This is a genomic window from Paraburkholderia translucens, from assembly GCF_020881035.1.
In the GTDB taxonomy this organism is placed as follows: Bacteria; Pseudomonadota; Gammaproteobacteria; order Burkholderiales; family Burkholderiaceae; genus Paraburkholderia; species Paraburkholderia translucens.
Genome location: NZ_JAJITC010000017.1, coordinates 1 through 25,171, shown reverse-complemented (window position 1 = coordinate 25,171; position 25,171 = coordinate 1). Strand labels below are relative to the sequence as shown.

24 protein-coding genes and 3 pseudogenes are annotated in these 25,171 nt (G+C 61.5%); 18 read left to right on the top strand and 9 right to left on the bottom strand.

The window, feature by feature from the left end:
* Positions 1 to 12: 12 nt before the first annotated feature.
* The 10 genes and pseudogenes from LJ655_RS25265 to LJ655_RS25220 all read left to right on the top strand — a co-directional run bounded on the left by LJ655_RS25265 (position 13) and on the right by LJ655_RS25220 (position 10,267).
* Entirely contained in the window at positions 13 to 552 is a 540-nt protein-coding gene (locus LJ655_RS25265; protein WP_230563923.1) for a Na+/H+ antiporter subunit E, read from the top strand.
* Entirely contained in the window at positions 545 to 829 is a 285-nt protein-coding gene (locus tag LJ655_RS25260; protein WP_230563922.1) for an MrpF/PhaF family protein, read from the top strand. Before LJ655_RS25265 ends, LJ655_RS25260 begins: the two co-directional genes overlap by 8 nt.
* On the top strand, positions 826 to 1,119 hold the full coding sequence (gene mnhG / locus LJ655_RS25255; protein WP_230563921.1) for a monovalent cation/H(+) antiporter subunit G: 294 nt from the start codon (positions 826 to 828) through the stop codon (positions 1,117 to 1,119). Before LJ655_RS25260 ends, mnhG begins: the two co-directional genes overlap by 4 nt.
* Positions 1,116 to 2,060, top strand: a complete 945-nt coding sequence (locus tag LJ655_RS25250; RefSeq protein ID WP_230563920.1) for a hydrogenase subunit MbhD domain-containing protein — start codon at positions 1,116 to 1,118, stop codon at positions 2,058 to 2,060. Before mnhG ends, LJ655_RS25250 begins: the two co-directional genes overlap by 4 nt.
* Positions 2,057 to 2,407 (top strand): sodium:proton antiporter, encoded by a 351-nt coding sequence (locus LJ655_RS25245; protein WP_230563919.1) that lies wholly within the window; start codon positions 2,057 to 2,059, stop codon positions 2,405 to 2,407. The genes LJ655_RS25250 and LJ655_RS25245 overlap by 4 nt, the downstream gene beginning before the upstream one ends.
* Positions 2,404 to 3,918, top strand: coding sequence for a complex I subunit 5 family protein (locus LJ655_RS25240; protein ID WP_230563918.1), 1,515 nt, complete (start codon positions 2,404 to 2,406; stop codon positions 3,916 to 3,918). The genes LJ655_RS25245 and LJ655_RS25240 overlap by 4 nt, the downstream gene beginning before the upstream one ends.
* Entirely contained in the window at positions 3,915 to 5,555 is a 1,641-nt protein-coding gene (locus LJ655_RS25235) for a proton-conducting transporter transmembrane domain-containing protein (RefSeq protein ID WP_230563917.1), read from the top strand. Before LJ655_RS25240 ends, LJ655_RS25235 begins: the two co-directional genes overlap by 4 nt.
* A 70-nt stretch (positions 5,556 to 5,625) precedes the next feature.
* Positions 5,626 to 7,092 carry an efflux transporter outer membrane subunit gene (locus LJ655_RS25230; protein WP_230563916.1) on the top strand — a complete coding sequence of 489 codons (1,467 nt, stop codon included), beginning with the start codon at positions 5,626 to 5,628 and terminating at the stop codon, positions 7,090 to 7,092.
* Between the two features lie 16 nt (positions 7,093 to 7,108).
* Positions 7,109 to 8,608 (top strand): patatin-like phospholipase family protein, encoded by a 1,500-nt coding sequence (locus LJ655_RS25225; RefSeq protein ID WP_230563915.1) that lies wholly within the window; start codon positions 7,109 to 7,111, stop codon positions 8,606 to 8,608.
* Between the two features lie 88 nt (positions 8,609 to 8,696).
* Positions 8,697 to 10,267 (top strand): annotated as a pseudogene (locus LJ655_RS25220) (alpha/beta hydrolase).
* A gap of 415 nt (positions 10,268 to 10,682) precedes the next feature.
* On the opposite strand, the pseudogene istA reads toward LJ655_RS25220, so the two are convergent.
* Positions 10,683 to 12,111 (bottom strand): annotated as a pseudogene (istA, locus tag LJ655_RS25215) (IS21 family transposase); the annotation flags it as partial.
* Positions 12,112 to 12,307: 196 nt separating this feature from the next.
* On the opposite strand from istA, the gene LJ655_RS30270 reads away from it, so the two are divergent.
* The 3 genes from LJ655_RS30270 to LJ655_RS25200 all read left to right on the top strand — a co-directional run bounded on the left by LJ655_RS30270 (position 12,308) and on the right by LJ655_RS25200 (position 13,574).
* The gene (locus LJ655_RS30270) at positions 12,308 to 12,583 is read left to right on the top strand and encodes a response regulator (RefSeq protein ID WP_329959734.1); all 276 of its coding nucleotides are present in this window, start codon (positions 12,308 to 12,310) and stop codon (positions 12,581 to 12,583) included.
* A 227-nt stretch (positions 12,584 to 12,810) separates the two neighbouring features.
* Positions 12,811 to 13,212 carry a helix-turn-helix domain-containing protein gene (locus LJ655_RS25205; RefSeq protein WP_230563913.1) on the top strand — a complete coding sequence of 134 codons (402 nt, stop codon included), beginning with the start codon at positions 12,811 to 12,813 and terminating at the stop codon, positions 13,210 to 13,212.
* Between the two features lie 188 nt (positions 13,213 to 13,400).
* Positions 13,401 to 13,574: a hypothetical protein gene (locus LJ655_RS25200; RefSeq protein WP_230563912.1), complete on the top strand. Its 174-nt coding sequence runs from the start codon at positions 13,401 to 13,403 to the stop codon at positions 13,572 to 13,574.
* A 548-nt stretch (positions 13,575 to 14,122) separates the two neighbouring features.
* Here LJ655_RS25200 and LJ655_RS25195 read toward each other — a convergent pair.
* The 5 genes from LJ655_RS25195 to LJ655_RS25180 form a co-directional block, all read right to left on the bottom strand.
* Positions 14,123 to 15,303, bottom strand: a protein-coding gene (locus tag LJ655_RS25195; protein WP_230563911.1) for an IS3 family transposase whose coding sequence is annotated in 2 segments (ribosomal slippage) — positions 14,123 to 15,051 and positions 15,051 to 15,303 — 1,182 coding nt in all. Because the reading frame shifts where the segments join, the coding sequence is not laid out codon by codon here.
* A gap of 117 nt (positions 15,304 to 15,420) precedes the next feature.
* Positions 15,421 to 15,801: a hypothetical protein gene (locus LJ655_RS25190; protein WP_230563910.1), complete on the bottom strand. Its 381-nt coding sequence runs from the start codon at positions 15,799 to 15,801 to the stop codon at positions 15,421 to 15,423.
* A gap of 1,205 nt (positions 15,802 to 17,006) precedes the next feature.
* Complete coding sequence (locus LJ655_RS25185) at positions 17,007 to 17,318, bottom strand: helix-turn-helix domain-containing protein (protein WP_230563909.1); 312 nt, start codon at positions 17,316 to 17,318, stop codon at positions 17,007 to 17,009.
* Positions 17,319 to 17,516: 198 nt separating this feature from the next.
* Positions 17,517 to 17,642, bottom strand: a complete 126-nt coding sequence (locus LJ655_RS30140) for a hypothetical protein (protein ID WP_268991702.1) — start codon at positions 17,640 to 17,642, stop codon at positions 17,517 to 17,519.
* Between the two features lie 295 nt (positions 17,643 to 17,937).
* Entirely contained in the window at positions 17,938 to 18,405 is a 468-nt protein-coding gene (locus tag LJ655_RS25180) for a hypothetical protein (protein ID WP_230563908.1), read from the bottom strand.
* Between the two features lie 381 nt (positions 18,406 to 18,786).
* On the opposite strand from LJ655_RS25180, the gene LJ655_RS25175 reads away from it, so the two are divergent.
* A complete protein-coding gene (locus tag LJ655_RS25175; RefSeq protein ID WP_230563907.1) occupies positions 18,787 to 19,557 on the top strand; it encodes a hypothetical protein in 771 nt (256 codons plus the stop codon).
* A gap of 124 nt (positions 19,558 to 19,681) precedes the next feature.
* The gene (locus tag LJ655_RS25170; RefSeq protein ID WP_230563906.1) at positions 19,682 to 19,921 is read left to right on the top strand and encodes a type II toxin-antitoxin system CcdA family antitoxin; all 240 of its coding nucleotides are present in this window, start codon (positions 19,682 to 19,684) and stop codon (positions 19,919 to 19,921) included.
* Between the two features lie 59 nt (positions 19,922 to 19,980).
* On the opposite strand, the gene LJ655_RS25165 is transcribed toward LJ655_RS25170, so the two are convergent.
* Complete coding sequence (locus tag LJ655_RS25165; protein ID WP_230563905.1) at positions 19,981 to 20,388, bottom strand: DUF7673 family protein; 408 nt, start codon at positions 20,386 to 20,388, stop codon at positions 19,981 to 19,983.
* 73 nt (positions 20,389 to 20,461) lie between these two features.
* Between LJ655_RS25165 and LJ655_RS25160 the strand changes: the two genes are divergently transcribed.
* Entirely contained in the window at positions 20,462 to 20,599 is a 138-nt protein-coding gene (locus LJ655_RS25160; RefSeq protein ID WP_230563904.1) for a hypothetical protein, read from the top strand.
* Between the two features lie 23 nt (positions 20,600 to 20,622).
* Here the strand turns inward: LJ655_RS25160 and LJ655_RS25155 are convergent, their stop codons facing one another.
* Positions 20,623 to 21,390 (bottom strand): hypothetical protein, encoded by a 768-nt coding sequence (locus tag LJ655_RS25155; protein ID WP_230563903.1) that lies wholly within the window; start codon positions 21,388 to 21,390, stop codon positions 20,623 to 20,625.
* A gap of 462 nt (positions 21,391 to 21,852) precedes the next feature.
* Between LJ655_RS25155 and LJ655_RS25150 the strand changes: the two genes are divergently transcribed.
* Complete coding sequence (locus LJ655_RS25150; RefSeq protein ID WP_230563902.1) at positions 21,853 to 22,536, top strand: hypothetical protein; 684 nt, start codon at positions 21,853 to 21,855, stop codon at positions 22,534 to 22,536.
* 78 nt (positions 22,537 to 22,614) lie between these two features.
* Positions 22,615 to 23,721: an IS5-like element ISBph2 family transposase gene (locus LJ655_RS25145; protein ID WP_230563901.1), complete on the top strand. Its 1,107-nt coding sequence runs from the start codon at positions 22,615 to 22,617 to the stop codon at positions 23,719 to 23,721.
* A gap of 290 nt (positions 23,722 to 24,011) precedes the next feature.
* On the opposite strand, the pseudogene LJ655_RS25140 reads toward LJ655_RS25145, so the two are convergent.
* Positions 24,012 to 24,907, bottom strand: a pseudogene (locus LJ655_RS25140) (IS21 family transposase); the annotation flags it as partial.
* Positions 24,908 to 25,171 lie beyond the last annotated feature (264 nt).

The following is a 25,171-nucleotide window of genomic DNA, read 5'->3' as shown; positions in this document are numbered from 1 at the left end:
GGCGCATCTTCCATGAGCTCACCAACGCTCCGTGCTTTCCTGCTCGACTGGCGTTCGCACTGGCGCGTCGCGCTGGCACGCGCGGTTTGTTTTCTCGCGCTATGGATCATCCTGATGCCGAGCGTGAAGCCGGCCGATCTCATCTGCGGCCTGATTGCGACGCTCGTCGCGACGCAGATGAGCCTGCGACTGCTGCCTCCCGCCGCGGGAAAGGTGCGCCTCGGCGCCTTGATCGTGTTCGTGCCGCATTTCCTCGTGCAGTCCCTGCTCGCGGGCATAGACGTCGCGCGCCGCGCCTTGGACCCGCGCCTGCCTTTGCAGCCCGGCATCGTGGTCTATCGTGTCGGTTTTCCGCCGGGTACCGCGCGCAATGGTTTCGCCATCATCACGAGTCTCTTGCCGGGGTCGCTTCCGGTGGACGAGACCGCGGACGGGCTCGTCTACCACTGCCTCGACACCTCGCAGCGGGTTCCCGAACAACTGGCGGATGAAGAACGGCGCCTCGCGGGTGCTTTGGTGGGCGCTTCGGTCAGCGGTGAACGTCATGGCTGACGTGCTCATTGCCGCTTGCGCGCTCGTGCTGCTGATGGTGGCCGTGGGCTTGCTGAGCGTGCTGCGCGGGCCCACGCGCGCCGACCGCATGATGGCGGCGCAACTGTTCGGCACGGGCGGGATCGCGGCCTTGCTGCTGGTCGGCACGGCAAGCGGCGTGGAGGCGGTCGTGGATGTCGCGTTGACGCTCGCCGTGCTGGCGGCGTTCGCGTCGGTGGCCTTCGTCAAGGCGGATCGTCAGGCCGAAGGCGAGATCGCCCAGGAGGACCGGAAATGAAAACCGCAGCCGACGTCTTCACGATCGTTGCCATGCTGGCCGGCATTTTCTTCTTCGTCGCCGGCACGGTCGGGCTGCTGCGCTTCCCCGACACCTACACGCGACTGCACGCGTTGACCAAGGCCGACAATCTGGGCCTCGGCATGGTGGTGCTGGGGCTCGTGCCGCAGACCGGGCATATCGTGGTCGCCCTCAAGCTGATCGTGGTGTGGCTGCTGGTGATGCTGACGTCGTCCGAGGTGTCCCAGCTCATCGCGCGCGCGGCGCGCCGGCAGGAGGAGGGCGCATGACCGCCGCCATCTCCATCGGCATCGGGATTTTGCTGCTGGCGCTCGCACTGTGGACGGTCGTCGTGCGCGATACGTTCGCCGCGGTCGCCGGGTTCATCCCCTATGGCCTGCTGCTCACGCTGGCCTGGCTCGTGCTGCGCGCAGTCGACGTGGCGTTGACGGAAGCGGCCATCGGCGCGGGCTTGACCGGCGCGCTTCTGATTCGCGCGGCTTCGCGGCTGCAGCCAACCGAAGCGGCAGCCCAGGCCGAGGAGCCGGGCCTCGCGATGCGCATCGCGGCGGGCGCCGCCGCCACGGGCGTCGCGGTGGTGATCGCCGCTTGCCTGTTGAATTTGCCGGACCCCGCCCCGACGCTCGCGCCCGAGGTGGCGCGACACATTCAGGCGACTGGCGTCGGCAACCCGATCACGGCCGTCCTGCTGTCGTTCCGCGCGATCGACACGCTGCTGGAAGCGATCGTGTTGCTGTTCGGCGTGGTCGGCGTCTGGTCGCTGGCGCCGGACCGCTGCTGGGGCGGCAGGCCGGGACTGGCGCAGGTGGTCAGCCCCAACGACATTCTGGTGTATCTGGCGCGCGTATTGCCGCCGATAGGCGTCGTGATCGGCATCTACATTTTCTGGGTCGGCGCCGATCATCCGGGCGGCAAATTCCAGGGCGCCACGGTGATTGCCGCGATGTGGCTGCTCGTCATGATGTCCGGTCTGCGCGACGCGCCGCCGGTCAGCCGGCGCTGGCTGCGCGCCGTGCTGATCCTCGGGCCGGCGGTCTTCATCGCGCTTGGCCTGCTCGGCGCCGTCATGGCGGGAGCGTTTCTGGCGTATCCCGATGGCTGGGCGAAGGCGTGGATCATCATCATCGAAGCCGCGCTGCTGCCTTCGCTTGCCGTGACCCTGGTACTCCTGCTGGTCGGGCCACCTCAGCGGCCGGAGGTGAACGCATGAACGTCTCGCAACTGTTCGGCTTGACCGCTGCCGCCCTGGTGGGTCTTGGCATGTATGGCCTGATCGTCAACCCGCAGCCCCTGCGCAAGGTGCTGGCCTTCAACCTCACAGGCAATGGCGTTTTTCTGGCCTGTGCCGTGATCGCGCATCGAGGCGCGGGCGCCGGCATGTCCGGTGATCCGGTGCCGCAGGCGCTATTGATCACAGCGATTGTCGTTTCGTTTGCCGCTTCTGCTCTGGCCGTCGGACTCATGCTGCGCGGGTTCTCGGAAACGGGCTCGAATTCGCTTTCGGCGGACGGTGATGCGGCGTCGGGCCAGGCTCGCGCCAATACGGAGGCGAGGTGACGACGCTGGCGCTCACGGGGCAATCAACGCCGGGGGGCCTGCTGCTGGTGGTCGCCGTGTTGTTGCCTTTTGCCGGGATGCTGGCGGGGTTGGCGCTCGGGGGCCGCCACGCGCAACGCGTGGCCTGGGTGACGATCGCCTTCGGCTTCGGCACGGTGCTGGAAATTGCGGCCAGACTGCTGGTCTCGGGCGACGCATTGCGCTATCTGCTGGGCGGCTGGTCGCCGCCGCTGGGCGTCATGCTTCGCGCCGACGGCCTCTCGGTCTGCATGATGCTCGTGGTCGCCGTGGTGGTGGGCGCGGTGGCGATTTACGCCAATGGCGATTTCGGCACGCCGTCCGGCATGAGCGAAGCCCGCGCGCCGCTGGCGTTCTGGCTGCTGCTGCTGGCGGTATGGGGAGCGCTCAATCTGGTGTTCGTGAGCGCAGACATCTTTACGCTCTACGTCGCGCTCGAACTGCTGACTTTTGCCGGCGTTCCCCTGGTGTCCCTGGATGGTCGCGCCGAAACGTTGCAGGCGGCGTTGCGCTATCTGCTGTACGCGCTGATCGGATCGATGCTGTATCTGCTTGGCGTTTTTCTGCTGTATGGCGCCCATGGCACGCTGGACATCGCGCTGCTTGCCGCGAGGATCGGGGCGCAGCCGCTCGCCTGGACCGCGTTGGCGTTGATGACGGCCGGCATGCTCGCCAAAACCGCGCTGTTCCCGCTGCATCTGTGGTTGCCGCCTGCGCACGCGGGCGCACCCGCCGCCGCGAGCGCGCTGCTCTCGGCATTGGTCATCAAGGGATCGTGGTTCGTGGTGTTGCGGTTGTGGGTCGACGTTTTCGCCGGCATCGTGAGCGGTTCCTGCGCGCAACTGCTTGCGGGTCTGGGGGCGCTCGCGATCGTCTGCGGCAATGTGGTGGCGCTGCGCCAGGTACGGCTAAAGCTCCTGATCGCTTACTCGACGGTCGCCCAGATCGGCTATCTGTTCTTGCTGTTCCCGCTTGCCGTGCAGCACGAAAGCGCCCGAGCCGTCACGGGCGGCGTGTTGCAGGCCGTATCGCACGCGAGCGCGAAAGCGGCCATGTTCCTCGCGGCCGGTCTGATCTATAGCACGCTGGGGCATGACCGTCTGGCGGACCTGCGTGGTGTCGCGCGCGCCTTGCCCATGACGCTGACGGCTTTCGCGCTGGCCGGCGCCACGTTGATCGGCTTGCCGCCTTCCGGCGGCTTTCTGGCCAAGTGGCTGCTGATGTCGGCGGCACTCGCGACGGGGCAATGGTGGTGGGCGCTGGTGATGCTGGTCGGCGGCCTGCTCACGAGCGTCTACGTCTTCTTGGTGGTGGTGCGCGCGATGGAGCCGGCCGCGCCCGGCTGGTCGCCGCAAAAGCAGGTGCCTCGTTACCAGCAGCTCGCCGTGCTTGGCGTCGCAACGTGTTCCTTCGTGCTTGGCCTCGCTGTGCTGCTGCCGGTCGACGTGGCGCAGATTGGCCGCACAGTGATGCCGCCAGCGGGGCTGCCATGAACCTCTCCCAAGCTCTGCTCGCCGCAGCCGTCGGGCTGCCACTGCTGATGCTGCTGCTCTGTGCATCGGCGTCTGTTCGCAGGCGCCTGCCTTCATGGTTCGCGATCGCTGCGCTGCCCGCCCTGGCCGCGGCCGTCGGCGCCAGCCAGAGCGAAACCCTGACGCTCGGTCACAGCGGGTTCGCTCTGAGTTTCGCGCTCGATACGCCAGGCGCGTTGTTGCTCGGCACGGCGGCGCTGTTGTGGGTCTTCGCCGGAATCTATGCCGCACGCTATGTGCGCGGTCGCGAAGATATCGATGGGTTTGTCGTCTGCTGGTTCATGGCCTTGACCGGCAGCGTGGGCGTGTTTCTGGCGGCCGATCTGATTGGCTTCTATCTGATGCTGGCAGTGTTGAGTGTCGGCGCCAGCGGATTGGTGCTCCAGGGCGACGGGTCCGAAGCCCGATACGCAGGCGCGCTTTATCTTGGTGTTGCATTGCTGGCCGAGGCTTTCGTGCTCGGAGGATTGGTCCTGCTGGCACAGGCCACGCCCCACGGCAGCCTGCTGATACGCGATGCGGCTGCGGCCTTGCCGGGCTCGCCTACGCGCGACGCCACGCTGCTATTGCTGCTGGTTGGCCTCGGCATGAAGGCCGGGATGGTGCCGCTGCATTTCTGGATGCCGCATGCCTATCGCGCTGCACCGGTTCCGGCGGCGGCGGTGATGAGCGGCGCGGTGGTCAAGGCCAGCGTGATCGCACTGGTTCGTTTTCTGCCATTTGCTTTCAACGACGCATGGCCGCACTTCGGCATCCCTTTCGCAGTGCTCGGCATGTTTGGCGCGTTCTACGGCGTGGCAATCGGCATCACCCAGTCTCAGCCGAAAGTCGTGCTTGCGTACTCGAGCGTCAGCCAGATGGGTTTCCTCGTGGCCGTGATCGGCATGGGGCTGGCCGCAGGCGATCCCGCTACCGTCGTGGCGGCCGCTTACTATGCCGCGCACCATCTGCTCGTCAAAGGCACGCTGTTTCTGGCCGTGGGCGTGGTCGTGCTGACGGGTGCCAGATCGTTGCGACTCGTGCTGCTGCCCACGGCGGTCATCGCGCTGGGCTTGGGCGGCTTGCCGTTGACCGGCGGCGCGTTGGCGAAATACGCGGCCAAGGACCTGCTGTCCGGCAATCTGGCCAGCGTGCTGGCTGCGGCGTCTTCAGCCGCGACCACGTTGCTGATGCTTCATTTCGTGCGCTGTCTGGGAGCCGTGGCCACGACCGATTCCAACGCGCGCGCTCCGGGGCCGCTCAGGGGGGCATGGCTGGCAATGGTCGTGGTCTCGCTGGCCGTTCCGTGGGTGCTGTATCTGCGTATCCCGGTAGGCTCGCTGCCCGAGGCGCTGGCTCCCGCGGCGCTGTGGTCGGCACTCTGGCCGGTGCTCGTTGGCGCGGCGCTCGCGATTGGCTGGAGTCGATGGGGCAAGACGGTGCCGTCCGTGCCTGTGGGCGATGTCGGTGGCCTCCTGCGCGGTTTGCAACGAGGCGGCGCGGGGGCCGCACGAATCGCGGTGTGTACGGATGCGTTCGTGCGCGGCTGGTCCGTGTCCTGTCTGACGCTGTTGCTCGCGGCGCTGCTGTTCGGTGGCCTGCTCGCGGTGGCGGCCTGATGTGTGTGGCGCAAACGACTGCACGGCCTGCGCATACGGGACGCGGTCGCAGCAGAACCTGGAGTACGTCATGAGAACGCTGACGCGTGCTGCGATATTTGCCGCCGCTACCAGTTGCCTGGCCGGCTGCATTAGCGTGGGCCCCGATTACGGTCGCCCCGAGGTGGCGGTGCCCGCAACGTGGCGGGTCGATTTGCCCGAGGCTGAAGAAGTCGTGGACACGGCGTGGTGGGAGCAGTTCGACGACCCGGTGTTGAACGACCTGATTCAAACCGCACTGCAAGGCAATCTGGACGTGCGCATCGCAGCGGCGCGTATCGACCAGTTCATCGGCTTGTTGCGCGCTGCGCGCTCGCAGGGTCTCCCGCAGATCGGCTATGGCGCCAACGTGAGCCGCAACCGGACCAGCGAGGTCGGCATGCCACCGCTGTCCCCGGTGCTCGATCCCGTCTTCAATCTCTATCAGGGCATGCTGTCCGCTTCCTGGCAAATCGACCTGTTCGGCCGGGTGAGACGCCTGACCGAAGCCGCGCAGGCGCAGGTCTATGCCAGCGAACAGGCTCAGCGGGGCGTCGTGCTTTCGCTGGTGACCGGCGTGGCGACCAGCTACATCACGCTGCGCGGGCTCGACCGGCAACTCGAAATCGCGCGGGCCACGGCGAGTAACTTCGGCGAAACATTACGGATATTCGAACTGCGCTACCGCGACGGGCTCGTTTCCCAGACGGAGCTTTCCCAGGTGCGCTCGCAGTACAAGCTGGCACAGTCCACGATACCGGCCGTCGAGCAGCAGATTGCCATCGTGGAAAACGGCATCTCCATTCTGCTGGGGCGCAATCCTGGGCCGATTCCGCGCGGCAAGTCGGTGAGCGAGCTGGTGCTTCCCGTCATCCCGGCGGATCTGCCTTCGACACTGCTCGAGCGGCGGCCAGATATTCTGCAGGCCGAACAAAATCTGGTCTCCGCCAATGCGAACGTCGGGGCCACGCGCGCGCTTTACTATCCCACGATCTCGCTGACCGGGGCGCTGGGTTCGGTCAGCACGGCCTTCGGCGACTTCCTTTCCGGGCCTGCTGCGCTCTGGTCCGTCGCAGCAGGATTGACCGGGCCGATATTCACCTCAGGCGCCATTGAAGGCCAGGTGCAGTCGGCCGAGGCGCAAAAGCGCCAGGCCGAACTGGTCTACCGTCAGACGGTACTGGGCGCGTTCAACGACACCAACAATGCGCTCGTCAGCTCGCAGAAGACCATCGAGCAGACCGGATTTCAGCAACAGCGTGTCGATGCGCTGCGTGAATTTGCACGATTATCGAGTCTCAAGTTCGAAGACGGCCTGATTGGCTATCTCGAAGTGCTGATATCCGAAAACGACCTGTTCTCAGCCGAGCTTGCCCTCGCCAGCTTGCAGGCCTCGCGCTATAACCAGGTGATCAGCGTGTATCAGGCCATGGGCGGCGGCTGGGTCGATATCGCCGATTCGCGTACGCCCGTCTCTTTGAGCGCCGACCGCAAGGGCAATGCCGCGCAGGGCAGGTGACACAGGCTGTAAAGACATGGTTGTGCGTTCATGGAACTACGCCGTATTGCTTGCCGCCACTTCGTTGCTGTTGATTGGCGGCTGCGCGACACGGCCTGTGAACCCAGCGATCATTCGATACGACCCGCAGCAAATGAGCCCTTTCGACCGGCTCGAAGGCAACCGGCGCGGCAGGCAGGACATGGTCATTCTGGCCTTCTCCGGTGGCGGAATGCGTGCGGCCGCGTTTTCATACGGAACGCTGGAGACGCTGCAGCGTATCGAAGTGACAGGCGAGTCGGGCGAGAAGATCCGCTTGCTCGACGAAGTGGATCTGATCACCGGAGTCTCCGGCGGCAGCTTCACCGCGCTGGCGTACGGGCTTTACGGCAGGCATCTGTTCGACTTCTATGAGGACCGCTTTCTCAAACGCAATGTGCAGGGCGAACTCATCGCCCGTATTCTGAATCCGGTGAACTGGCCCGCACTGGCTTCCGCGCGCTGGAGCCGCTCCGAGCTTGCGGCGAAGCTGTATGACGAAGTCCTGTTCAACAATGCGACATTCGCCGAACTCGAGCGCAAGGGCGGTCCGATGATCGCGGTCAGCGCAACGGAACTGACGACGGGATCGCGCATCGTGTTTCTCCAGCAGAACTTCGACGTCATGTGCGCGGATCTCGGCCCAATCAAGCTATCGCGTGCGGCGGCGGCATCCTCGGCGGTGCCGGTCGTGCTGGCTCCGATCACGGTCAACAACTACGGCGGCACGTGTGGCTACGAAGAACCCGATTGGAGTCACGCGCTTGCCAGTGCCGACACGGTGCAACGATCCGCGAGCCGTATCCTCAATCGACTGCAGGATTTGCGCGAAATCGTCGACGCGACCCAGAACCCCTATTTCCATCTCGTCGATGGCGGCATCTCCGACAATCTGGGGCTAAGGGGCGTGCTGGATTTCATCGGAACATTCGAGGCGCTCCACGAAGCCGGGCAACCCGCGCCGCTCGACAACGTACGCAGACTCATTATTTTCGTGGTGAACGCGGCGTCGTCTCCGTCGACCAGCTGGAATCTTTCGGAACGTCCTCCAGGCGCCATCAGGACGCTTGTCCAGGCGGTTGGCGTGCCGATCGACCGGTTTTCCAGCGAATCAGTCGAGCTATTGCAGGACATCAAGGCCCGCTGGGCGCTGTTGCGCCAGATCCGCAACTCCGAGGCGTTCAGGGATAACAAGGACCCCACGCTGGCCCGGGCCGTGGAAGCGCCCGATACCGATATCTATGTCGTCAACGTGTCATTTGACGCACTGGCCGACAAAGCCGAGCGGGACGGCCTGAATCAATTGCCGACTTCACTTGCGCTGCCGGATGAGGCAATCGATCGCTTGCGCAACGCGGCGAGCACGATCATCCTGGCCTCCCCGCAATTCCAGGCCGCCCTCAAGGCGGCAGGGGCGCGCATTGTCGACCCGCCTGAGACCGGCAAGGTCGAACCGGGCGCCGTGCCGGCAGAAAGCAAAAAGGCGGATGCGCCGTAGCAACGCCCGGCGCCCCAGGACAGCGATTCAACGAAGGAAGCTTGAATCTTCCATACTCAGTTTTGAAATGGTTCCCAAGAGAAAACCAATGCTACGCACGTCGCTGAAGGTAATAAAAATAGGGGTATCGATTCTGGTCGTGCTCGCGCTGCTCGCACTGGGTTTGCGGGCGTGGTCTTCGCTGCGCGGCCCGGAACTTTCGGTCTGGCACACCTTCGTACCGCACGAGATGACCGTCGAAGACATGGACGCCGGCGACTGGATTGCGTACATGCGGGAGGAAGCGCGGCTTTTCGAGGATGTGCGCGTCAACGTCGTCGACAAGATCAAGGCATCCGAGCGTGTTCCGTCGAACCGATACTACGAAGGCTCACCGATTTATCCGGAGCACTTCGCTCAGGACTGGAACCGCTCATACATACTGGAACCAGCAGGACCGCCGGTTGGTGCGATGGTGCTGCTGCATGGCATGACGGACTCGCCTTACAGTTTGCGGCACATCGCGCGCAATTATCGTGACCGGGGCTTTGTCGCGATCGCCATCCGTTTGCCTGGACACGGTACCGTGCCCGCGGGACTGACCAACGTCACATGGCAAGAATGGGCCGCGGCAACGCGGCTCGCGGTTCGCGAAGCGCGCCGGCGCGTGGGCCCGGACAAGCCGCTCGAACTGATAGGCTTTTCGAACGGCGGCGCGCTTGCCCTGCAGTATGCGATGGACGCCATCGAGAACCCCGCGCTCACGCCTCCCACCCGGCTCGTGCTCATTTCGCCGATGATCGGCGTCACCCGTTACGCGCGGTTTGCCGGCCTCGTGGGACTACCCGCGGTGTTGCCTGCGTTCGCGCGGGCCGCCTGGCTCGGCATCGTGCCGGAATTCAACCCCTTCAAATACAACTCGTTCCCGGTGAACGGGGCGCGCCAGTCCTGGCTGCTTACCAGCGCCGTCCAGGAGCAGATGACGAGGCTCGAGCGCGAGAACCGGTTGAATTCGCTCCCTCCCATACTGACGTTCCAGTCGGTGACCGATTTCACGGTCAGCACGCCTGCTGTCATGTCGTCGCTGTATGACAAGCTTCCCGCAAACGGCAGCGAAATCGTGTTGTTCGACGTGAACCGCAGCGTGAGCTTCAGAACCTTCCTGCGCGTCGCGTCCTATTCCGCGCTCACGCGGCTGCTGCGCATCGGGCCGCAGAACTATCGCACCACGGTCATTGCCAACGCGTCACGGGATTCGGCTCATACGGTCGAACGCAGTGTCGATGCCGGCGGTGTGGAAACTCAGGTTCGGCCTTTGGAGATCGACTATCCGCCGGATATTTTTCGTTATCGCATGTGGCGATTCCATTTCCCGTGACAGATTCGCTCTACGGCATCAAGCCGGGCGACGACGAAAACTTCAATGTCAACCTGGGTACGCTCGCGCCGCGCGGAGAGCGCGGCACGTTGATTCTGACGCTCGACTCGATGTTCCGGATCGCATCGAATCCGTTCTTCCCGTATCTCCTGCAACGTATCGACGAGGGGATCGGCAAGATGCCCCCTCCTGTTGTCGATTCGCCGAAGCGCACTCACGAGACCGCTGCCGGGAAGCCGGAAGACCCCGCAGAGGAGTTGAAGGAACTCGAGCAGGTCGGCGGCGATTACGACGAGCCGTAATCGATCCAGCCAACCTTGTTACCTGGCCCGGTTTGCCCGATCATACGGGGAGGGTGCGCAAGCGCCTGTCGAGTGTGACGTCATACCCGGAGACGAGCTCCGTGAACATTCCCCGATTGCTGATTGGCAGCATCGTGCTGTTCGTAGTGGGCACGGTGTTGCAGCTGGTATGGCCGCTCGCGCAGCCAGCGTCCTATCACCACTTCGCGGACCAACGCGCGCTGGGCTCGATACCGCATGCGGCGGACGTGCTGTCGAATCTCGTCATTCTGGCGGCGGGGATCGCCTGCCTCATCTGGTCGAAGCGAAATGCGTACCGGCATGACCCGCAGCCGCCGAAATTCCCCGGCATGGTCGTCGCCGGATTCGGGCTCGTGCTGACCGCAATCGGGTCGGCCTACTATCACTGGGCGTGGGTCGGCGCGCCAATCACGAGTGCGCGCTGGCACGCCGCTTCCAGCCGCTCCTTGCCGTACTTGCGCGACAGCGACAGCAGACCCAGGCAGGCGCGGTATCCCATTTCCGGGTGCGGACGGTTCGTCAGCAAATGCCTGACGATCGCCTCGGCGCTGACCCCGATCGATGCGCCCCAGTTCAGCAACCGGCTCGGGGTCCATTCCATATGGGCGCGGTAAGCCGCAGGCATATGCTCGGCCACGGTGGTGTACTTCCCCTTGAGCCGACTGCGAGCGTGGGCGGCGACGCGTTTGCCGCCGTGCAGGACTTCCACACCGTAACGCGTCACGCGCGCGTGGACTTCCTGACGCACAAGGCTGTGCGGTGCGCTGTAGTAGTGACCGTCGACCTCGATGTGCGCGTCAATGTTGACGCGGCACTTCTGGAAGGTGGCGATTTCGTAGCGACGCGTCGGCAGCGGGCGCAGTGCAGGTTTGTCGAGCCGCTCGAACCACTCGCGTCGAGTGCCATCGAGCTTCTTGAACGGCCGCGTATTCAGGTCGTTGATCAACCCGGCGATCGCCTTGTTCAGTTCGGCCAGACTGTAGAACCGGTAATTCCGGAGGCGGGCGAGAATCCATCGTTCGACGATCTGTACGCCGACCTCGACCTTCGCCTTATCCTTCGGCTTGCGCGGGCGCGCGGGCAGCATCGCGGTACCGTAATGGCTCACGAAGTCCTGCGTGGTCAGGCCGAGCGTGGGTTCGTAGCGGTCGGCGTTCGAGATCAGTGCCCTCGGGTTGTCAGGCACAAGCAGCCTTGGCACGCCGCCGCAGAACTCCATCGCGTCAATGAGGCCCGATCCAGTCGGGTGTTGCTTCCGAACGCGTGGCGCACGCATACGTGTAATTCGATGCGCCGAGCACGGCGACGAAGATGTGCGCCTTGAACGCAATGCCGCCGGTGCGATCGAGAATCGGCACCGTTTGCCCGGCGTAGTCGGCGAACAACTTCTCGCCGGCGTAATGTTGCTGGGGCATCGACCGCTTCAACGTCTGGGCCCAGTCCTTGTATCGCTGACAGAACTGCGTGTAGCGCAAGGTCTTCTGGCCGGGGTTCGCGCCGACGTACTCTTCCCACAGCAGTTGCAACGTCACGCCTTTGCGGCGCAACTCCCGATGAATCCAGGCGCAGTCAGGCTCCATGCGCTTGCCGGCGGCCGTCGTCGGAACTGCGCCGTTGACGAGCAACTGCTCCAGCTCTGCCTCGGACAGCGGCTCGATCTTCGCCCAGTCCAGGCCGGCCGAGGCGGCAAGTTGCAAATATTGGGTAATGGTACCGAGCCCGACGCCGAGCGCGCCGCTCACCTGGCGGTGAGACAGATTACAGGTCCATTTCAGGCGAAGCACATCCTTTATTTTGCGCATGGTCGTCCGGTGAGCCGGCATCGTCGGTTTCTCCCAAAAGGAGCAACCTTAACCGCCGGCCGATTGAGCCATCCGCAGTACCGCCAACCGAAATCGCGCCTTTCGTTTCGGTCCACCGAACACGCATTTCGGCAGAGTGAACAGCCGTTTCGGCGGGCTGAACACCGATTTCGGGAAGATGAACAGATGAACACGCGTTTCGAACCATCGAACACCGATTCCGGAATACCCCCGAAACCGTTCGACTTCAAGCGAAACGGCTGTTCACCTTCCTCCGGAAACCCTGTTCGACTTCAACCGAAATCCGTGTTCGGTTTCGCCGAAATACGCACACCCGTGCCTGATTGTTACAGATTGGCATATGCCAGGAATGGGCGGTATTGAATTTTGCCGTCAACTCAAACGTGATCCGAAGCTGGCTGAAATCCCCGTCATCCTGGCCAGTGCAGGCGAGAAGCCAGCCTCGAGCGAAGCTCTGTGGGATGCGTTTTGACAGAAGCCCGTATCCGCAGATGTCATGCTCATGACGGTAGAGCGGCTTGTGCCCAGGCCCAGCTAGCAGAATTCGCCGCCTTGCAAACAATCATCCCTGCTTGGTCTTTCCGGCATCACCGCCGGCTGTGCCATCACGGCTGAACCTCGGACCTGGTTCGGTTCAGTCCTGATGGCGTCAGCGACGAAAAGTAAAGATCATTCGTGAAGGTTCAGCGGAGAGTGGCGATGAGCACCAACAACACCACTGGCCCACGGTGGTCGGGTCGCCGGGCGCGAGCAGCCCAGATGCTGGCTGCTGGGATAGACATCGCGCGCGTAGCGACTGTGCTGGATTTGAGTCCCGCAACAGCACGGCGTTACGAGAGCGTTTTCGCGGCGGGCGGGCTGGGTGCGCTGATGGGACTGGGCGACGTCGGGCGCCGGCCGCGTCTTAGCGCCGATGGGCTCGCGCGGCTGATCGACGCAATCAGGCAGTCACCGCACAAGGTAGGCTTCGTGGCAGAGTGCTGGACGAATCCGTTGGTTCAGCGCTACATCGAGCGGGAATTCCAGATTTCCTATTCCTACTCCCACATCAATCGTCTGATTCGCGATCACGGTCTTCAACACTGGATTCGCTCAGCTTGACTCCCAACGTAGCCCGCCCCGTGCGGTCGATGGTAGCCGTCCCGCTGCGGTCGCTCGGCCGGTTGAATCGGCAGCTGTGCAGTCGTCACACGGCTCCCGATTCTCGACCGTCAGCCGAAACCAGATCGCGCGCGTAGCTCGTCGGTCGGATTCTCAGGCTATTGCAGCCATTCCAACGACAGCATTCTGTGCCCTCCTATCGACCGGTGGTGGGCCGGCTGCTGACCGACGCTTCGCCGCACAGCGCCGACAACATCCTCGGTTGGCCGGGCCGCATGGCGCAGTGCTGCTCGGACAATCTGGCCCGCTGGAATTCGGACCGTCACTTGCTCAGCGTGCTGGCGCTTGTTGTCGACGGGTAGGGCGAATAGCGGGTTCGTCATTGTGCCTGGCGCAACCGCGCAGGCAGCGCAGAACCCGTCCTGAGCGTCTCGCGGGCCATGCGGCACCACCTTTCACCACCAGACGCAAATTGTGTCGGCGGACGAAATTGATGCCTGCAACCATGTCCACGGTAGAGCGGGCCGCCACGGCATAGGCGCTTGCGCGGGGTGTCCATCCGTCGAGCCAGCCTGAGATCTGGGGGCCGCTGGGCTCATCGCCGAGCGCGATCGGATTTCATGCCTCCTCCAAGCGGGCAAGGCAATCGGGCGTGCGGGGCGCTTGCGCACAATCCTTCCAGCTTGTCGTTGGCCGCACAATCCCCGTCGTGCTTTACGGGGCACGGCAAGTCGCACATGCAATGAACAGGAGAGCCTCGTGTGCAAGCTTACGGCGGCAAAGCCATGTTACCGGCCCGCGATTATTCTCACGGTGGCACCATCGATCTCGTGCACCTCGTGGAACACATGAATGTGGGTAAAACCCTCATTGAGGTTCCCCCGGTTTTTCGCCTTCCAGAGGCCCCGGGTTATGCAGCCGCATCTCTTGTCCGCTGAGCCACAAGCCAGTCTTGTATGAACTGGGTTGGCGACATGAAGCCAAGCGATGAATGACGACGACTGCGGTTATAAAACACTTCTATGTATTCGAACAAGTCCGCGACGGCTTCGCGGTGCGTGCGATACCTCGTGCCATGCACGCGCTCGTTCTTCAGGCTGTTGAAGAAGCTTTCCGTCGGCGCGTTATCCCAGCAACTGCCTTTGCGGCTCATCGAGCAGCGCATGCCGTACGAGTTCAGTTTGCGCTGGAAGTCGTGGCTGGCGTATTGACTGCCCCTATCCGAATGATGCAGCGCGCCGGGCGCGGGCCGGCGGCGGAACCATGCCATCGTCAGCGCGTCGGTCACGAGTTCCGTCGTCATGCGCGGCTTGACGGACCAGCCCACGACCTCCCGGTTGAACAGGTCCAGCGTGACGGCCAGGTACAGCCAACCTTCGTCGGTCCAGATGTACGTGATGTCCGAGGTGAACACCTGATTGGGCTCGGCCGGCGTGAAGTTGCGGTTCAATACGTTCGGCGCGACCGGCAGTTTGTGCCGGGAATCAGTTGTCACGCGGAAACGGCGCTTGTGGCGGGCTCGAATACCGTTGGCGCTCATCAACCGCTCGACGCGTGCCTTGCTGGCCGGGAAGCCTCGAGAGCGAACCTCTTCGGTCATGCGCGGCGAGCCGTAGGCGCCTTTGACCTCGGCGTGAATTATCCGAATCAACGTGAGCAACTGCGCATCGGTCAGCCGCTGACGCTCGGGCGTGCCGCCGCGCTTCCACGCACGATAGCCGTTCACGCTCACGCAAAGGACCTCGCACAGCGCAGCAAGCGGGTATTGCCGGCACTGTGTGTCAATCCAGGCGAACTTCACAGGAGGTCCTTCGCGAAGAACGCCGCCGCTTTTTTTGCGATTTCCAGCTCCATCTGCAAGCGCTTGTTCTCCGCCCGCAGCCGCGACAGCTCCATCTGTTCCGCCGTGACGGCCTTCGCTCCGGGACCATTCAGCTTGCCGGCCTCGAAAGCCTTCAGCCAGTTGCGCAGGGTCTGCGTCGACATACCCAATTCGCGGGCCACGGCGCTCACGCCTTGCCCGTCCTTGATTCGTCGCACGGCGGCTTCCCTGAACTCTGCCGTGTACACCTGGTGCGGTACCTTGAACATCTCTGCTTTCCTTCCTTTGGGTCGAGTTTATACGCGACCTGCTGGAAGGCGAAATTTCAGGGGAAGCTCACTGGCTTGAAAAAACAGGAGGGCATGAGTGCCCTCCTGTTTGATTGATTAAAAAAACGGCAGATCGCCTACATCATCCGATTGTGGCGAAGCCGTGGGGGCATGAGCCGGTATGGAACCGATCATGGTCGTTGTGAGTTCCCCCGTTTCCATGCAGCGCCACGCCCAGTTCGATGCTGTGTCCAGATCGGGCATCCTGCGCCAGCTCTGATGGCGATAGGGACGAAACTGCCAGTGTTCACCATGCGGTGTGTAAAACACCACAAGGCGTCCTACAGTGCCAACAGGCGCTTCATTGTTGTCGAGCCGGACAAGCCGTACTTCATTAATGCAGTCGATGGTGGCCTGATCGCGCACGACGCAAGCCAGGACAGCATCCAGAAAATAATCACAAGTGACGTGAATAGGTGATTGCGGAACGTTCTCCATTTGAATCTCCAGTTATGTCATGGACCATGAAGGGAATGGTTTTTGTCCTGACAGCAGGTAATGGCGAACGCCGATCAGTAAAATGGATCGGCAGAAATATGCATACCTGTTACCCTCCTGATCGACAAATATCCCTATAACAGACGCGCGTATGGTGATTTCCGGAATTACTGTTAGGATGACTATGCGATCTGTGAAAGAGTCGGCAGTCCACACACTCTATTGAATGTGTCGGGGCTGCCAACCCCAGACACGTTCGTGCACTTCAGTTTCAGTTGACTGCCAATCAATTGAAAGTGACCGCTGAAGCGTGGTGCCTGTAGTCAGGCTCGCCATGCTACGCAGGGCGCTGGGGGCTGCGATGCCTCCTTCGACCCAATCCTGATTTGTGATGCAGGAAGTTGGGCGACACGGAAACGGGCCTCCAGGCGACTGGAGTAACCCTGCCATGTGCGAATGGGTGGAAATCCCGACAACGGGCGGCTCGAAAGGGTCGGACGGTGTCCCGGGCGGTGGGCTGCTGAGGCGTCAGGAATGGCGCAGGGGCGTGAGGAGAAATCTGGATCGTCTGGTACTCACGGGCGCAAGCTCATGAGATCGCTGGATAGCTCAAGCCGTACGTTGCATCCGCAGAGGATGCATCCGGGTAAGGTATGACAAGCCGCTGGTTGATTCACCGGGAGGTGGATCAGCTAGTCGGGGCGCGGCGATGCGCCGGCAAAGTAGGGGAGGTGCTCTGGAACCTCGACCCCCTGAAACCCGCCACAAGGCGGGGTAGGCCCGCAGGGCTAATTGCTGGTAGCGGAGCGCGGCGGCGTGTCATGTCGACGTACATGGCTAACGTGGGAATCACCTGCATACCGATTGAGCCCGGGTGGCACCGGGCAAGGTAAAGGTGAGGGAGACTGGTTCAGTAGCGACGATGCGAGGGCAGACCTGACGGTTGTCCAGGCGGAGCGAAAGACCAGGGCGGTATCTTGAAGTGTACGAGAGTGTTCTGAACCATGGCAGGGCCTGGCAGCCCTGCTCATTTTCATGGAGAAACGACGTAGTAAAAACATCAGACCAACGGCCGCATGGCCAAAGTCGTCACAGGACGTGGCGCACAACCGCTGCCGGGGTAGTTCAACCCGGCAGTTTTCCTTTCTGTTGCCGGTTCAGCGGGTATACCGATAGAGGCGGGTCTGCGGCGGGACCGCGTGCGATTACATTTCGCGGGCAGCGGCAAGCAACCGGCTTCGCGCCCGCTTCGATGCCTGTCCGTACAGCAGGATCAATTCCGCCAGTTCGTCGTCGTCTGTATACAAGTACGCCACGGGTACCGAAAGCTCCGCAGCCAGCCGGCAGGCGAACGGGTAATCCACCTTGTGGATATCCAGTTCATAGCGATTGATGCGTGTGCTGGCGACGAACGGATCAAGACCGGCCGCGATGCCAAGCGATTTTTGCGAGAGGCCGGCGCGAAGTCGGGCTTCTTTCAGCCGACTTCCAAAAACCGTATTTCCTGCTGCCGACATTGCGTAACCCTGTATCTTCCAAGGTTACGAATGTCGTAGTTAATGGATTTTCCAGATACTACGAAGATCGTAGTGTTGGTGCGCGGTAATCCGGGGGATGACAAGCCGGTCTCTGGTTGCGAAACCGGTGCAAGGAAGCCTGTCGATGTCAGGAGCGTTCCATCGGCGTCGATCGAGAGTGGTGCCTCAGGCGCCTGCCTACGCCTGCCGCTTCTCGTCGCGAGCTTTCTTCGCCTTCTCGGCTTCGAGTTGCTTCGCTGCCAGCCAGAATGCGCCGATCACGATCGGGATGCCGACGGCAAGAATGTGTAGGGTCAGTGCCATGACTCGTATCAGATCAGGAAATCGATATAGGACTCGGTCCGTGCCCGGCGATTCCCGATCAGCGCGAATCGTGGACGCCACGATGGGAGCGGGCATTGGCAGGCTCTTCCGGGTCCCGACCGCATCGGCGGTCGTCTACCTCCCGACGAACCGCTTCAATTGCACCGGTGAGTGGCAGGAAGAATAGCCGTGGGGCCTCCCTGGCCGCCTTGATGAATTCGCGCATGAAAGCATTCATTGGAGATACTCCTTCGAGACGTGCGAAACCCGCGGGGAATAGTCAGCCCGCATTGTTTCACGACCGATGTGGATCGTCGTAGAAAATGTTTCCCGAAAACCATGAATAGCTGGGATCAGTGCGCCAGTCTGCTCCCGAGTCGAGACGTCCCGGCCAATCCCGTGAGTCGTCGTCGTGAAGGTTGGGGAAATCGAAGTCATCGTGACGCAGGGCATGAGCAGTCACTTCATTTCCTCGATCGAATGGATCGTCGCGGTCAAATCGCTGCGTTCTGCCCGACGGCGCTCCATGAAACAGGGGAGCGAGAGAAGACAGCATGGGTGCAACCAGCAGACCGACGATGGGCGAGACGACCACATGCACGAAGCGGTCGGCGGTATACAGGTCGATGTGGAAATGCGTCCAGACAGCATCCAGCAAAACTTCGATCAGGACCGCCGTTGCAAACGTCAGCAGACCCACCAGTGCCCGAATCATGAGCGGTGCCCGGGCCAATCGGCGATAGGCCAGTATCAGCGACTTCATCTCGTTCCCCTTCTGTTGCGAGTCTCCGGGCTACTCCGCGGGAAGCGGATGCTCCGCATGACATCGACCCGTCTGGATGGCTCCCCGGCATGATCAGGCTGTCAGTTGACATACTACGAATATCGTAGCAACCTATTCAGGTAACAGCTACAAATAACGTAGCTCTCCGGTGGAAATTTGCGCCGGAAGAACAAGACAACACCTCGGGGCCAAAGAAATTGAGAAGTCAAAGTCGAAATACCTCGCCGTGACGCACCGCGCACGCGCCTGCCTGACCTGAATCGTTTTCAGGTTACAGCTGCCAATCCATCTGGTTGTCATCCATGCCGCGGACAGGATGCTGTCCGCCGCTGCGCGTCGCTCTCTATTCGGGGATCAACAATGAAGAAATTTCTGTTTGCCGTATCGCTCGCGAGTGCCATTGCGCTGTCTGGCTGCGCAGTCAGCACCGCACCGCTCACGCGGGACCAGGTCGCCGCGAAGGTCGCGGTCAGGACCGGGTATCCCGGCTGCGATGGTTGCAATATGGTCAGGACGTATGCCGCACCGCAGCTTTACCGGCAGCAGTTCGTCAACGATCCGGATTTCCACGGCTGGCTCGATCTGAATCTGCAACTGGCCTCGACGAACTACAACACGGCCGGGCACGCACAGGCATATCGGATCGTCGCTGGCGTGATCGTGAACGGTGGCTTTGTCGATGCGTGGCGCACGAATCATCCGGAAGAGCGCTGCCCGAGCGATAACGAGGTCGTGCATGGCTATCACGGCTTCCATGCGGGGCAGGGCATCGAGTTCTGGCTGGTGAAGAGCGACGGCACCTATGTGCCGCTCGGCCACGTCGCCGACATGAATGGCGAGACGATCAAAAACCTCGAATGCTTCAACAGTACCGGTAGTGGGGCCTCGTGGACCCAGATGATCGACCTGCCGGCCAGCGTGCTTGAGGATGCGTATCGCCAGAATCAGCCTGTCCGGATTTTCGCGGGCAAGACGCTGACAAAATATGAGTCGACGAGCGACGGCTACAAGCCGGTGACGGTCGCGCACGAGGTCCGCAAGGGTTTGACGTTCGAATTCAGCCCGGATTACGTTGGCGGCTTCGTGGATGGTTTGAAGCGCCTGGGGGCTGACACACCAGCTGCGCGCTAAGGCCGCCATCGACAATGCCTCGACGCCGGGCAGAACCGGGCCGTATTTTGCGTTCTAGAATCAGGGAAGCGGATACACCATGTGTTGACGCTGTGCTTACCGATGATCAGTGTGGAAATTGACGATGGCAACCTGTACCGGCATCCCGGAAAGGAGGGCAAATGTCTCGCCGACTGAAAACCTTCTTTCTGAGGCAAAAATTCTGGGCGTTGATGTCTCTAACGTGACAGAGGCGGAACTTGCCCGCGCCATGTCCGACTGGCGTGCCGAGCTTTGGCTGAGGGAAAACGCGGAAGCGATCGCGTACTACAACGACTACATCGAGAAAAATGGTCTCCCGCTCGAAAAGTACCGGATGTTCTGATAGAACGATTCCGTGCCTGGGCTTTCTCCCCGTGGCATTGCCACGGGGAGCTGCGTCAATTAGTCGGATGAGTCAATGAGGCCCCAATCGATCGCCAGTTGCTCGAAGCGTTTTACACCAAGGCAAAAATATTGATCGATGCTGTGCGAGCAGGCCAGGGTGTCCATTTTAAGAACACGAAGTACGTCGTCGAAGCATTCCCGGTCGAGCATGCGCAGGTCGGTGAGCTGAAACGGGAAACGCTTCGAGTTGTACAGGCCGAGCAGGAACAGGGCAACGACATAGCTCGCTCCCGAGTCCTCGTGGGCGATGGCGAACAGCCGGCGCAGGGCAGGAACCCCATTGTCGACGAGGTTCTGGTTGGGCTGGTATTGTGCAGGATCTGGTTGAGAAATTCCTGGAAGGGGTCGCGAGTCGACATGTGATGGCTCCGGTTGGTTGTCGTGGCACATCGCTATGTCGAACACGTGCGTATATGCGTGTTCGAATACCGGGCTTGACCTAACGTAGAGAGTGGAGGACCCGATAATGGACGGAAGGATGATTGCGATCGCACATCGCCTGTTTCCTCGCGCACAGGGCCGGGAAGCGGTCGTTGCATTGTCGGCGGTGATTTCCGGCGCGATCGGATCGATCGCGACCCTGGTCACCATGGCCATGTTGATTTGGGGGCGCTGAAGCGTTACGTCTGGTCAGTAACGTCAGTAAACGACCGCGTTTTTGGCCTGTTCGGGAAATGCGCACAGAAAGGCCTCGCGTCTTTCCGCATGCGTCAGCCCATTAACCACGGGCCGATCCGGCAGGAAACGGACGTAAGCAAGGAAAGAGCGTTCGGACAATTGCGGTCCACTGGCCGGCCGCAGGCGTTTCCAGTCGCGCCGCAGTTCGGCGACAAGCTTGCCGACCTGTCGGCGCACGAGACGAAAACCCGGCTCAGCGTAAAGCTGGTCGAGCAGGATCTCGGCATCGGCATCCCGCAAGACGCCATCGATTTCGATCTGCCGGCGCCGATCCGGGGACAATGAGGCGATCCGATGAATGCGATCGAGGCACAGGTTGTAGCTGCGATGGGTTAATCGCCACGACCAGGATTTGCCGTCGTGGACCAGTTCGTGTTGCTGATCGGATGATTTCAGCCGCGAATGCGGATCGCGCAGATCCTGAAGCTGTTCGCGCCGGGTTACGAGGCCACGGCCTTCGCTTACCAGTAATACCCAGTCGACAACCCGTTGTCCGTTTGCGCTCCGCGCAGTCAATCGTACGGCATGCAGGCAGGTGCTGGCCTCACCGGCCATTCGGTGTTTGTGCTTGGTCTGGCGACTGAGCTCCGTGCCATAGGCTTCAGCGAATTTTTTTGCAAGTCGGTCGAAGCCCGCGAGGTCCGTTCGTCCCGACGTATAGAAGAAGTGCTGATGGGTCGCAGCCTGCTGGAGGCGCTGCATGTAGCGGATTTTGTCGGGATGGAGCATGACGCATACGCCGAGGATGATTTACATCATTATAAATTAGTAAAATTAATTAAATGGAATATAAATCTATTTTTACAATTATCAATACGTGTTATGGATGATCTGCGATGCCGAGTGCGCCAGCGATTTGCTGATCGAATGTTCAATGCGTTATGTGCACTGCACACTGCGATATGTACAGTGCGCAGTGTGTAGTGCACATAGACCGGATGGAATACTGGCTAGGTGGGCGTCAGCGGGGACGGCATAAAGAGACAGCATTTATATTTCGAGGGTTTGCGGGCGTAAAATGAGTCGCCGAAGGCGACATGATTAATAGAGGTTCCGATTTTTGCGATTTCTGGACAGAAAGGGTGTGAACCACTGCTCGAAAACGCGTCATTTCTCTCCCATTAACATGGGAAGTGATCTGCATTGTGTACCAGAGCCAGCGAAATATTCGCGTCATTCGACGCGACGGTCATGGACGCAGGTGCACGCAGCGAAGTGAGTCAATCCGGGATATTGAGGCTCGCGTCATCCGAGATTGATTTGCCCCTGCGCAATATCTGGAGTACGCGCGTGGGGGCGAAATCCCGGCACACGCACCAGTCGTCTTTGAACGACGACTCGGCGGGAGTGTTGACTGGCCGCACAGGGGCGGCGAACGGCCTTGTTTCCTTTCGTGGATATTTTTGCTGGATGCGCAAATCCAGCAAATCGACATTCAAGATGCCGAGTGTGTTGCTCACGATGCAACGGCAACGCGAACGGCTGCTTTCGCGCGCAATGCAGATCGGCTGCTCATGGCTGCATTACGCACCGTATCTACTGCTGCATTTCCCGGTGCTCGGCGCTCTCAAATCGGCACTTCTGATCTGGTTGATCTGCCGGCTCTATCCCGATCACATCGACGTACAGCGCACATCCGATTCTGCCGGCCTGCGACTCACTCCGCGCGAGATCGCCTTGTGTGTCGTTCTTGGCTTGTCCCTGTTGTGCTATTCCACCGATTTCTGGCATGGCGTATCGCCTGCATGGGTGAGTCTTGGGGCCGGCGTCGCGTGCCTGCTACCGCAGACGAAAATCGTGTCGGTCAGGGAGTTCACCGAGCAGATGCACGTTACGCCACTCCTCTATGTTGCGGGCTTTCTAGCAGGCTGTTGAAATACCTCCCGCGCGCGTCATCCGCGTGGGAGGGGTAAGCGTTGAAACGAAGAATCGGACAACACTGAGGCTGAAGCGATGCGCGGAGCGGACGGCTATACCGAGTCGATGTTCACGATGTCCAGGCTGGATGACTTCGTTCCGGCCAATCACCCGTTGCGACCGATTCGGCTGTGGTTGAACGATGCGCTCACCCGTATGGATTCGGTCTTTTCGCGCATGTACGAGAGCGATGCGAAGGGCGGACGCCCGAGCATCGCGCCGGAGAAGCTGATTCGCGCACTGCTGTTGCAAGTGCTGTATTCGATTCGCAGCGAACGCATGCTGATGGAGCAAATCTCCTACAACATGCTGTTCCGCTGGTTCGTCGGACTGGCAATGGACGATGCGGTCTGGGACCACTCCACTTTCAGTAAGAACCGAGACCGGCTGATGGCCCATGATGTCATGGTCAGTCTGTTCAACGAGACGGTCGAGACAGCACGCGTGCGTGGCCATCTGTCGGGCGAGCATTTCAGCGTCGACGGGACGCTCATTCAGGCTTGGGCCGGACACAAGAGCTTTGTGCCGAGGACGAAGTCGGATGACGATTCGCCGCCTGACAGTGGTGCCGGCTCTCACGAGAACTGGCATGGCGAGAAGCGTAGCAACGACACGCATGAATCGAGCACGGACAGTCAGGCCCGACTGTTTCGCAAGAGTCGGGGCACGGGCGCGATGCTTTGCTACATGGGTCACGTGCTGACTGATAACCGGCACGGCCTCGTGGTAAACGCACAGGTGACGCAGGCGAATGGCACAGCCGAGCGGGACACAGCAGCCGAAATGCTTGCGGGCGCCGCGCAGTTTGCCGATACATCGATTACGGTAGGTGCTGACAAGAACTACGACACGGCCGGCTTCGTGGCAACGTGCCGCGCACACGGCGTGACGCCACATGTCGCACAAAACAATGGCCGCGCGGGCGGTTCGGCCATCGACGGGCGCACAACGCGCTGGGCCGGCTATGCCGTCAGTCAGCGCAAGCGCAAATGCATTGAACAGGTCTTCGGCTGGAGCAAGACGGTTGGCAGGATTCGGCAGGCGATGTTTCGGGGACTGCAACGCGTTGACCAGCTCTTTCTGTTGACTCAGGCGGCCTACAACCTGACTCGCATGCGTACGCTCGCCGCGAAAGCGGCATAGGCGCAACTGGTGGCGAGGAAATGGCATTGTGTCCACCTGAATGAAAGGCTTCGAGTATTAAATCGACATCAACCAAACGGCGCAGCGACTCAATGAAACGGAGTGCTCAACGCCGGCGAGGTGTTTTTCAACAGCCTGCTAGGTCTTGGTGCCGTAATGACCGAAAGTGGGCTGGGCGGGCACATTGCCGGTGTGTTGCTCGATGTTACGCATATGACGCCCGGCACTCCCGTAACTAATGCGCTGCTGATTCTCGGCATCGGCGCGCTGATCGGCTTGACAGCAACGGGCGGCATCTGAACCTCCACCTCGGGACACAAGGTCTGACGTGGAGCGAACTGCTCACGCAGCTGTTTGAGATCGGGAAGCTCGCCTGCTTCGAGCAACAGGTCGAGTTGCCCGGCCAGTACGGCCTCCACGCCGTGCAGGCCTGCGAGTTCAAGCAGCCCAACCATCGTCTTGCATGCGTCGCGTTGCGACAGGCGGCCATCGAGTTGTTCCCAAGTCCGGCGGTAGGCCTCGCGCGGGAACAGTGCGTCACGAAACGCGAGCCCCTTGAATGCCTGCGGTTTGCGCTTCAGGGAGCCAATGAAGTGGCGGTAATCAAGCGCGTGACGGTTGTCGTGGGCACGGGAGCCCCGTGCGGTGCTGTGCACCAGCACGCCGGACAGGTAACAGTCGAGCCGGTCGCCGTAGACGCGCACCTTCAGGCGGTGACAATCAGGCGCGACGGCGCACTGTAGGGGATGCCGCGCAGCTTGCTCATATCGGTAAAGTCCGACAGCCCGCGCACGCCGGGCTGATGCTCCTGGGGGAAGAAGATATCCTGGCTGGGACCTTCGAGCGCCCGCCATTGAGAAATGCGTCGTACCAGCGTGCGACGCATGCTGTCGGGATAGCAGCCCGGGTGATCATCCTGCAGCTTGCGCAGGATCGTGATGCCCATCAGATGGGGAGCGTTACGCAGCAACGGCACGACCTCGCTGTCCCAGACATCGACGAGCGGATCGGAACGCGTACGCCAGGAGCGCTGCGGCTTCTGGGATGGCAACGTCGCGTCACGCTCGATGCGGCGTGCGCTTCGCACGCTTATTCCTGCCTTCGCGGCCGCCAGTTCCTGCGGGTGGTGTTTGCGCTTGTTCATATAGAGGCGAACCTGTTGGTCGGTGATGCGGGTTCCAGACATGTGCTGACCGCTTCTTCTTTGAGAATCGATCAACCATCCTCTTGCCCCGCTGACGCGGCGCCGCCGGTGGTTCGTGGTCTCCGGCGGCTACGCCGCCTCCGACTCCTCACCACCGGCCAAAACAATCGTCAACGACCGGCGCGCATTGACTCAGTTTTTTTGTTACCGAGCCACGGGCATTGCCTCATGTAATTTGCTACCCGTCAGAATGCTGGCGGGAGCGACTTATGGCGAGGCAGCTCAGCATGACAACACGACGGGAAT

Excerpts from the sequence above, each read along its gene's own strand:
- LJ655_RS25265 (WP_230563923.1), top strand. The coding sequence starts at position 13 with ATGAGCTCACCAACGCTCCGTGCTTTCCTGCTCGACTGGCGTTCGCAC.
- LJ655_RS25260 (WP_230563922.1), top strand. The coding sequence starts at position 545 with ATGGCTGACGTGCTCATTGCCGCTTGCGCGCTCGTGCTGCTGATGGTG.
- mnhG (WP_230563921.1), top strand. The coding sequence starts at position 826 with ATGAAAACCGCAGCCGACGTCTTCACGATCGTTGCCATGCTGGCCGGC.
- LJ655_RS25250 (WP_230563920.1), top strand. The coding sequence starts at position 1,116 with ATGACCGCCGCCATCTCCATCGGCATCGGGATTTTGCTGCTGGCGCTC.
- LJ655_RS25245 (WP_230563919.1), top strand. The coding sequence starts at position 2,057 with ATGAACGTCTCGCAACTGTTCGGCTTGACCGCTGCCGCCCTGGTGGGT.
- LJ655_RS25235 (WP_230563917.1), top strand. The coding sequence starts at position 3,915 with ATGAACCTCTCCCAAGCTCTGCTCGCCGCAGCCGTCGGGCTGCCACTG.
- LJ655_RS25230 (WP_230563916.1), top strand. The coding sequence starts at position 5,626 with ATGAGAACGCTGACGCGTGCTGCGATATTTGCCGCCGCTACCAGTTGC.
- LJ655_RS25225 (WP_230563915.1), top strand. The coding sequence starts at position 7,109 with ATGGTTGTGCGTTCATGGAACTACGCCGTATTGCTTGCCGCCACTTCG.
- LJ655_RS25205 (WP_230563913.1), top strand. The coding sequence starts at position 12,811 with ATGAGCACCAACAACACCACTGGCCCACGGTGGTCGGGTCGCCGGGCG.
- LJ655_RS25190 (WP_230563910.1), bottom strand. The coding sequence starts at position 15,801 with ATGGAGAACGTTCCGCAATCACCTATTCACGTCACTTGTGATTATTTT.
- LJ655_RS25185 (WP_230563909.1), bottom strand. The coding sequence starts at position 17,318 with ATGTCGGCAGCAGGAAATACGGTTTTTGGAAGTCGGCTGAAAGAAGCC.
- LJ655_RS30140 (WP_268991702.1), bottom strand. The coding sequence starts at position 17,642 with ATGGCACTGACCCTACACATTCTTGCCGTCGGCATCCCGATCGTGATC.
- LJ655_RS25180 (WP_230563908.1), bottom strand. The coding sequence starts at position 18,405 with ATGAAGTCGCTGATACTGGCCTATCGCCGATTGGCCCGGGCACCGCTC.
- LJ655_RS25175 (WP_230563907.1), top strand. The coding sequence starts at position 18,787 with ATGAAGAAATTTCTGTTTGCCGTATCGCTCGCGAGTGCCATTGCGCTG.
- LJ655_RS25170 (WP_230563906.1), top strand. The coding sequence starts at position 19,682 with ATGGCAACCTGTACCGGCATCCCGGAAAGGAGGGCAAATGTCTCGCCG.
- LJ655_RS25160 (WP_230563904.1), top strand. The coding sequence starts at position 20,462 with ATGATTGCGATCGCACATCGCCTGTTTCCTCGCGCACAGGGCCGGGAA.
- LJ655_RS25155 (WP_230563903.1), bottom strand. The coding sequence starts at position 21,390 with ATGCTCCATCCCGACAAAATCCGCTACATGCAGCGCCTCCAGCAGGCT.
- LJ655_RS25150 (WP_230563902.1), top strand. The coding sequence starts at position 21,853 with ATGGACGCAGGTGCACGCAGCGAAGTGAGTCAATCCGGGATATTGAGG.
- LJ655_RS25145 (WP_230563901.1), top strand. The coding sequence starts at position 22,615 with ATGCGCGGAGCGGACGGCTATACCGAGTCGATGTTCACGATGTCCAGG.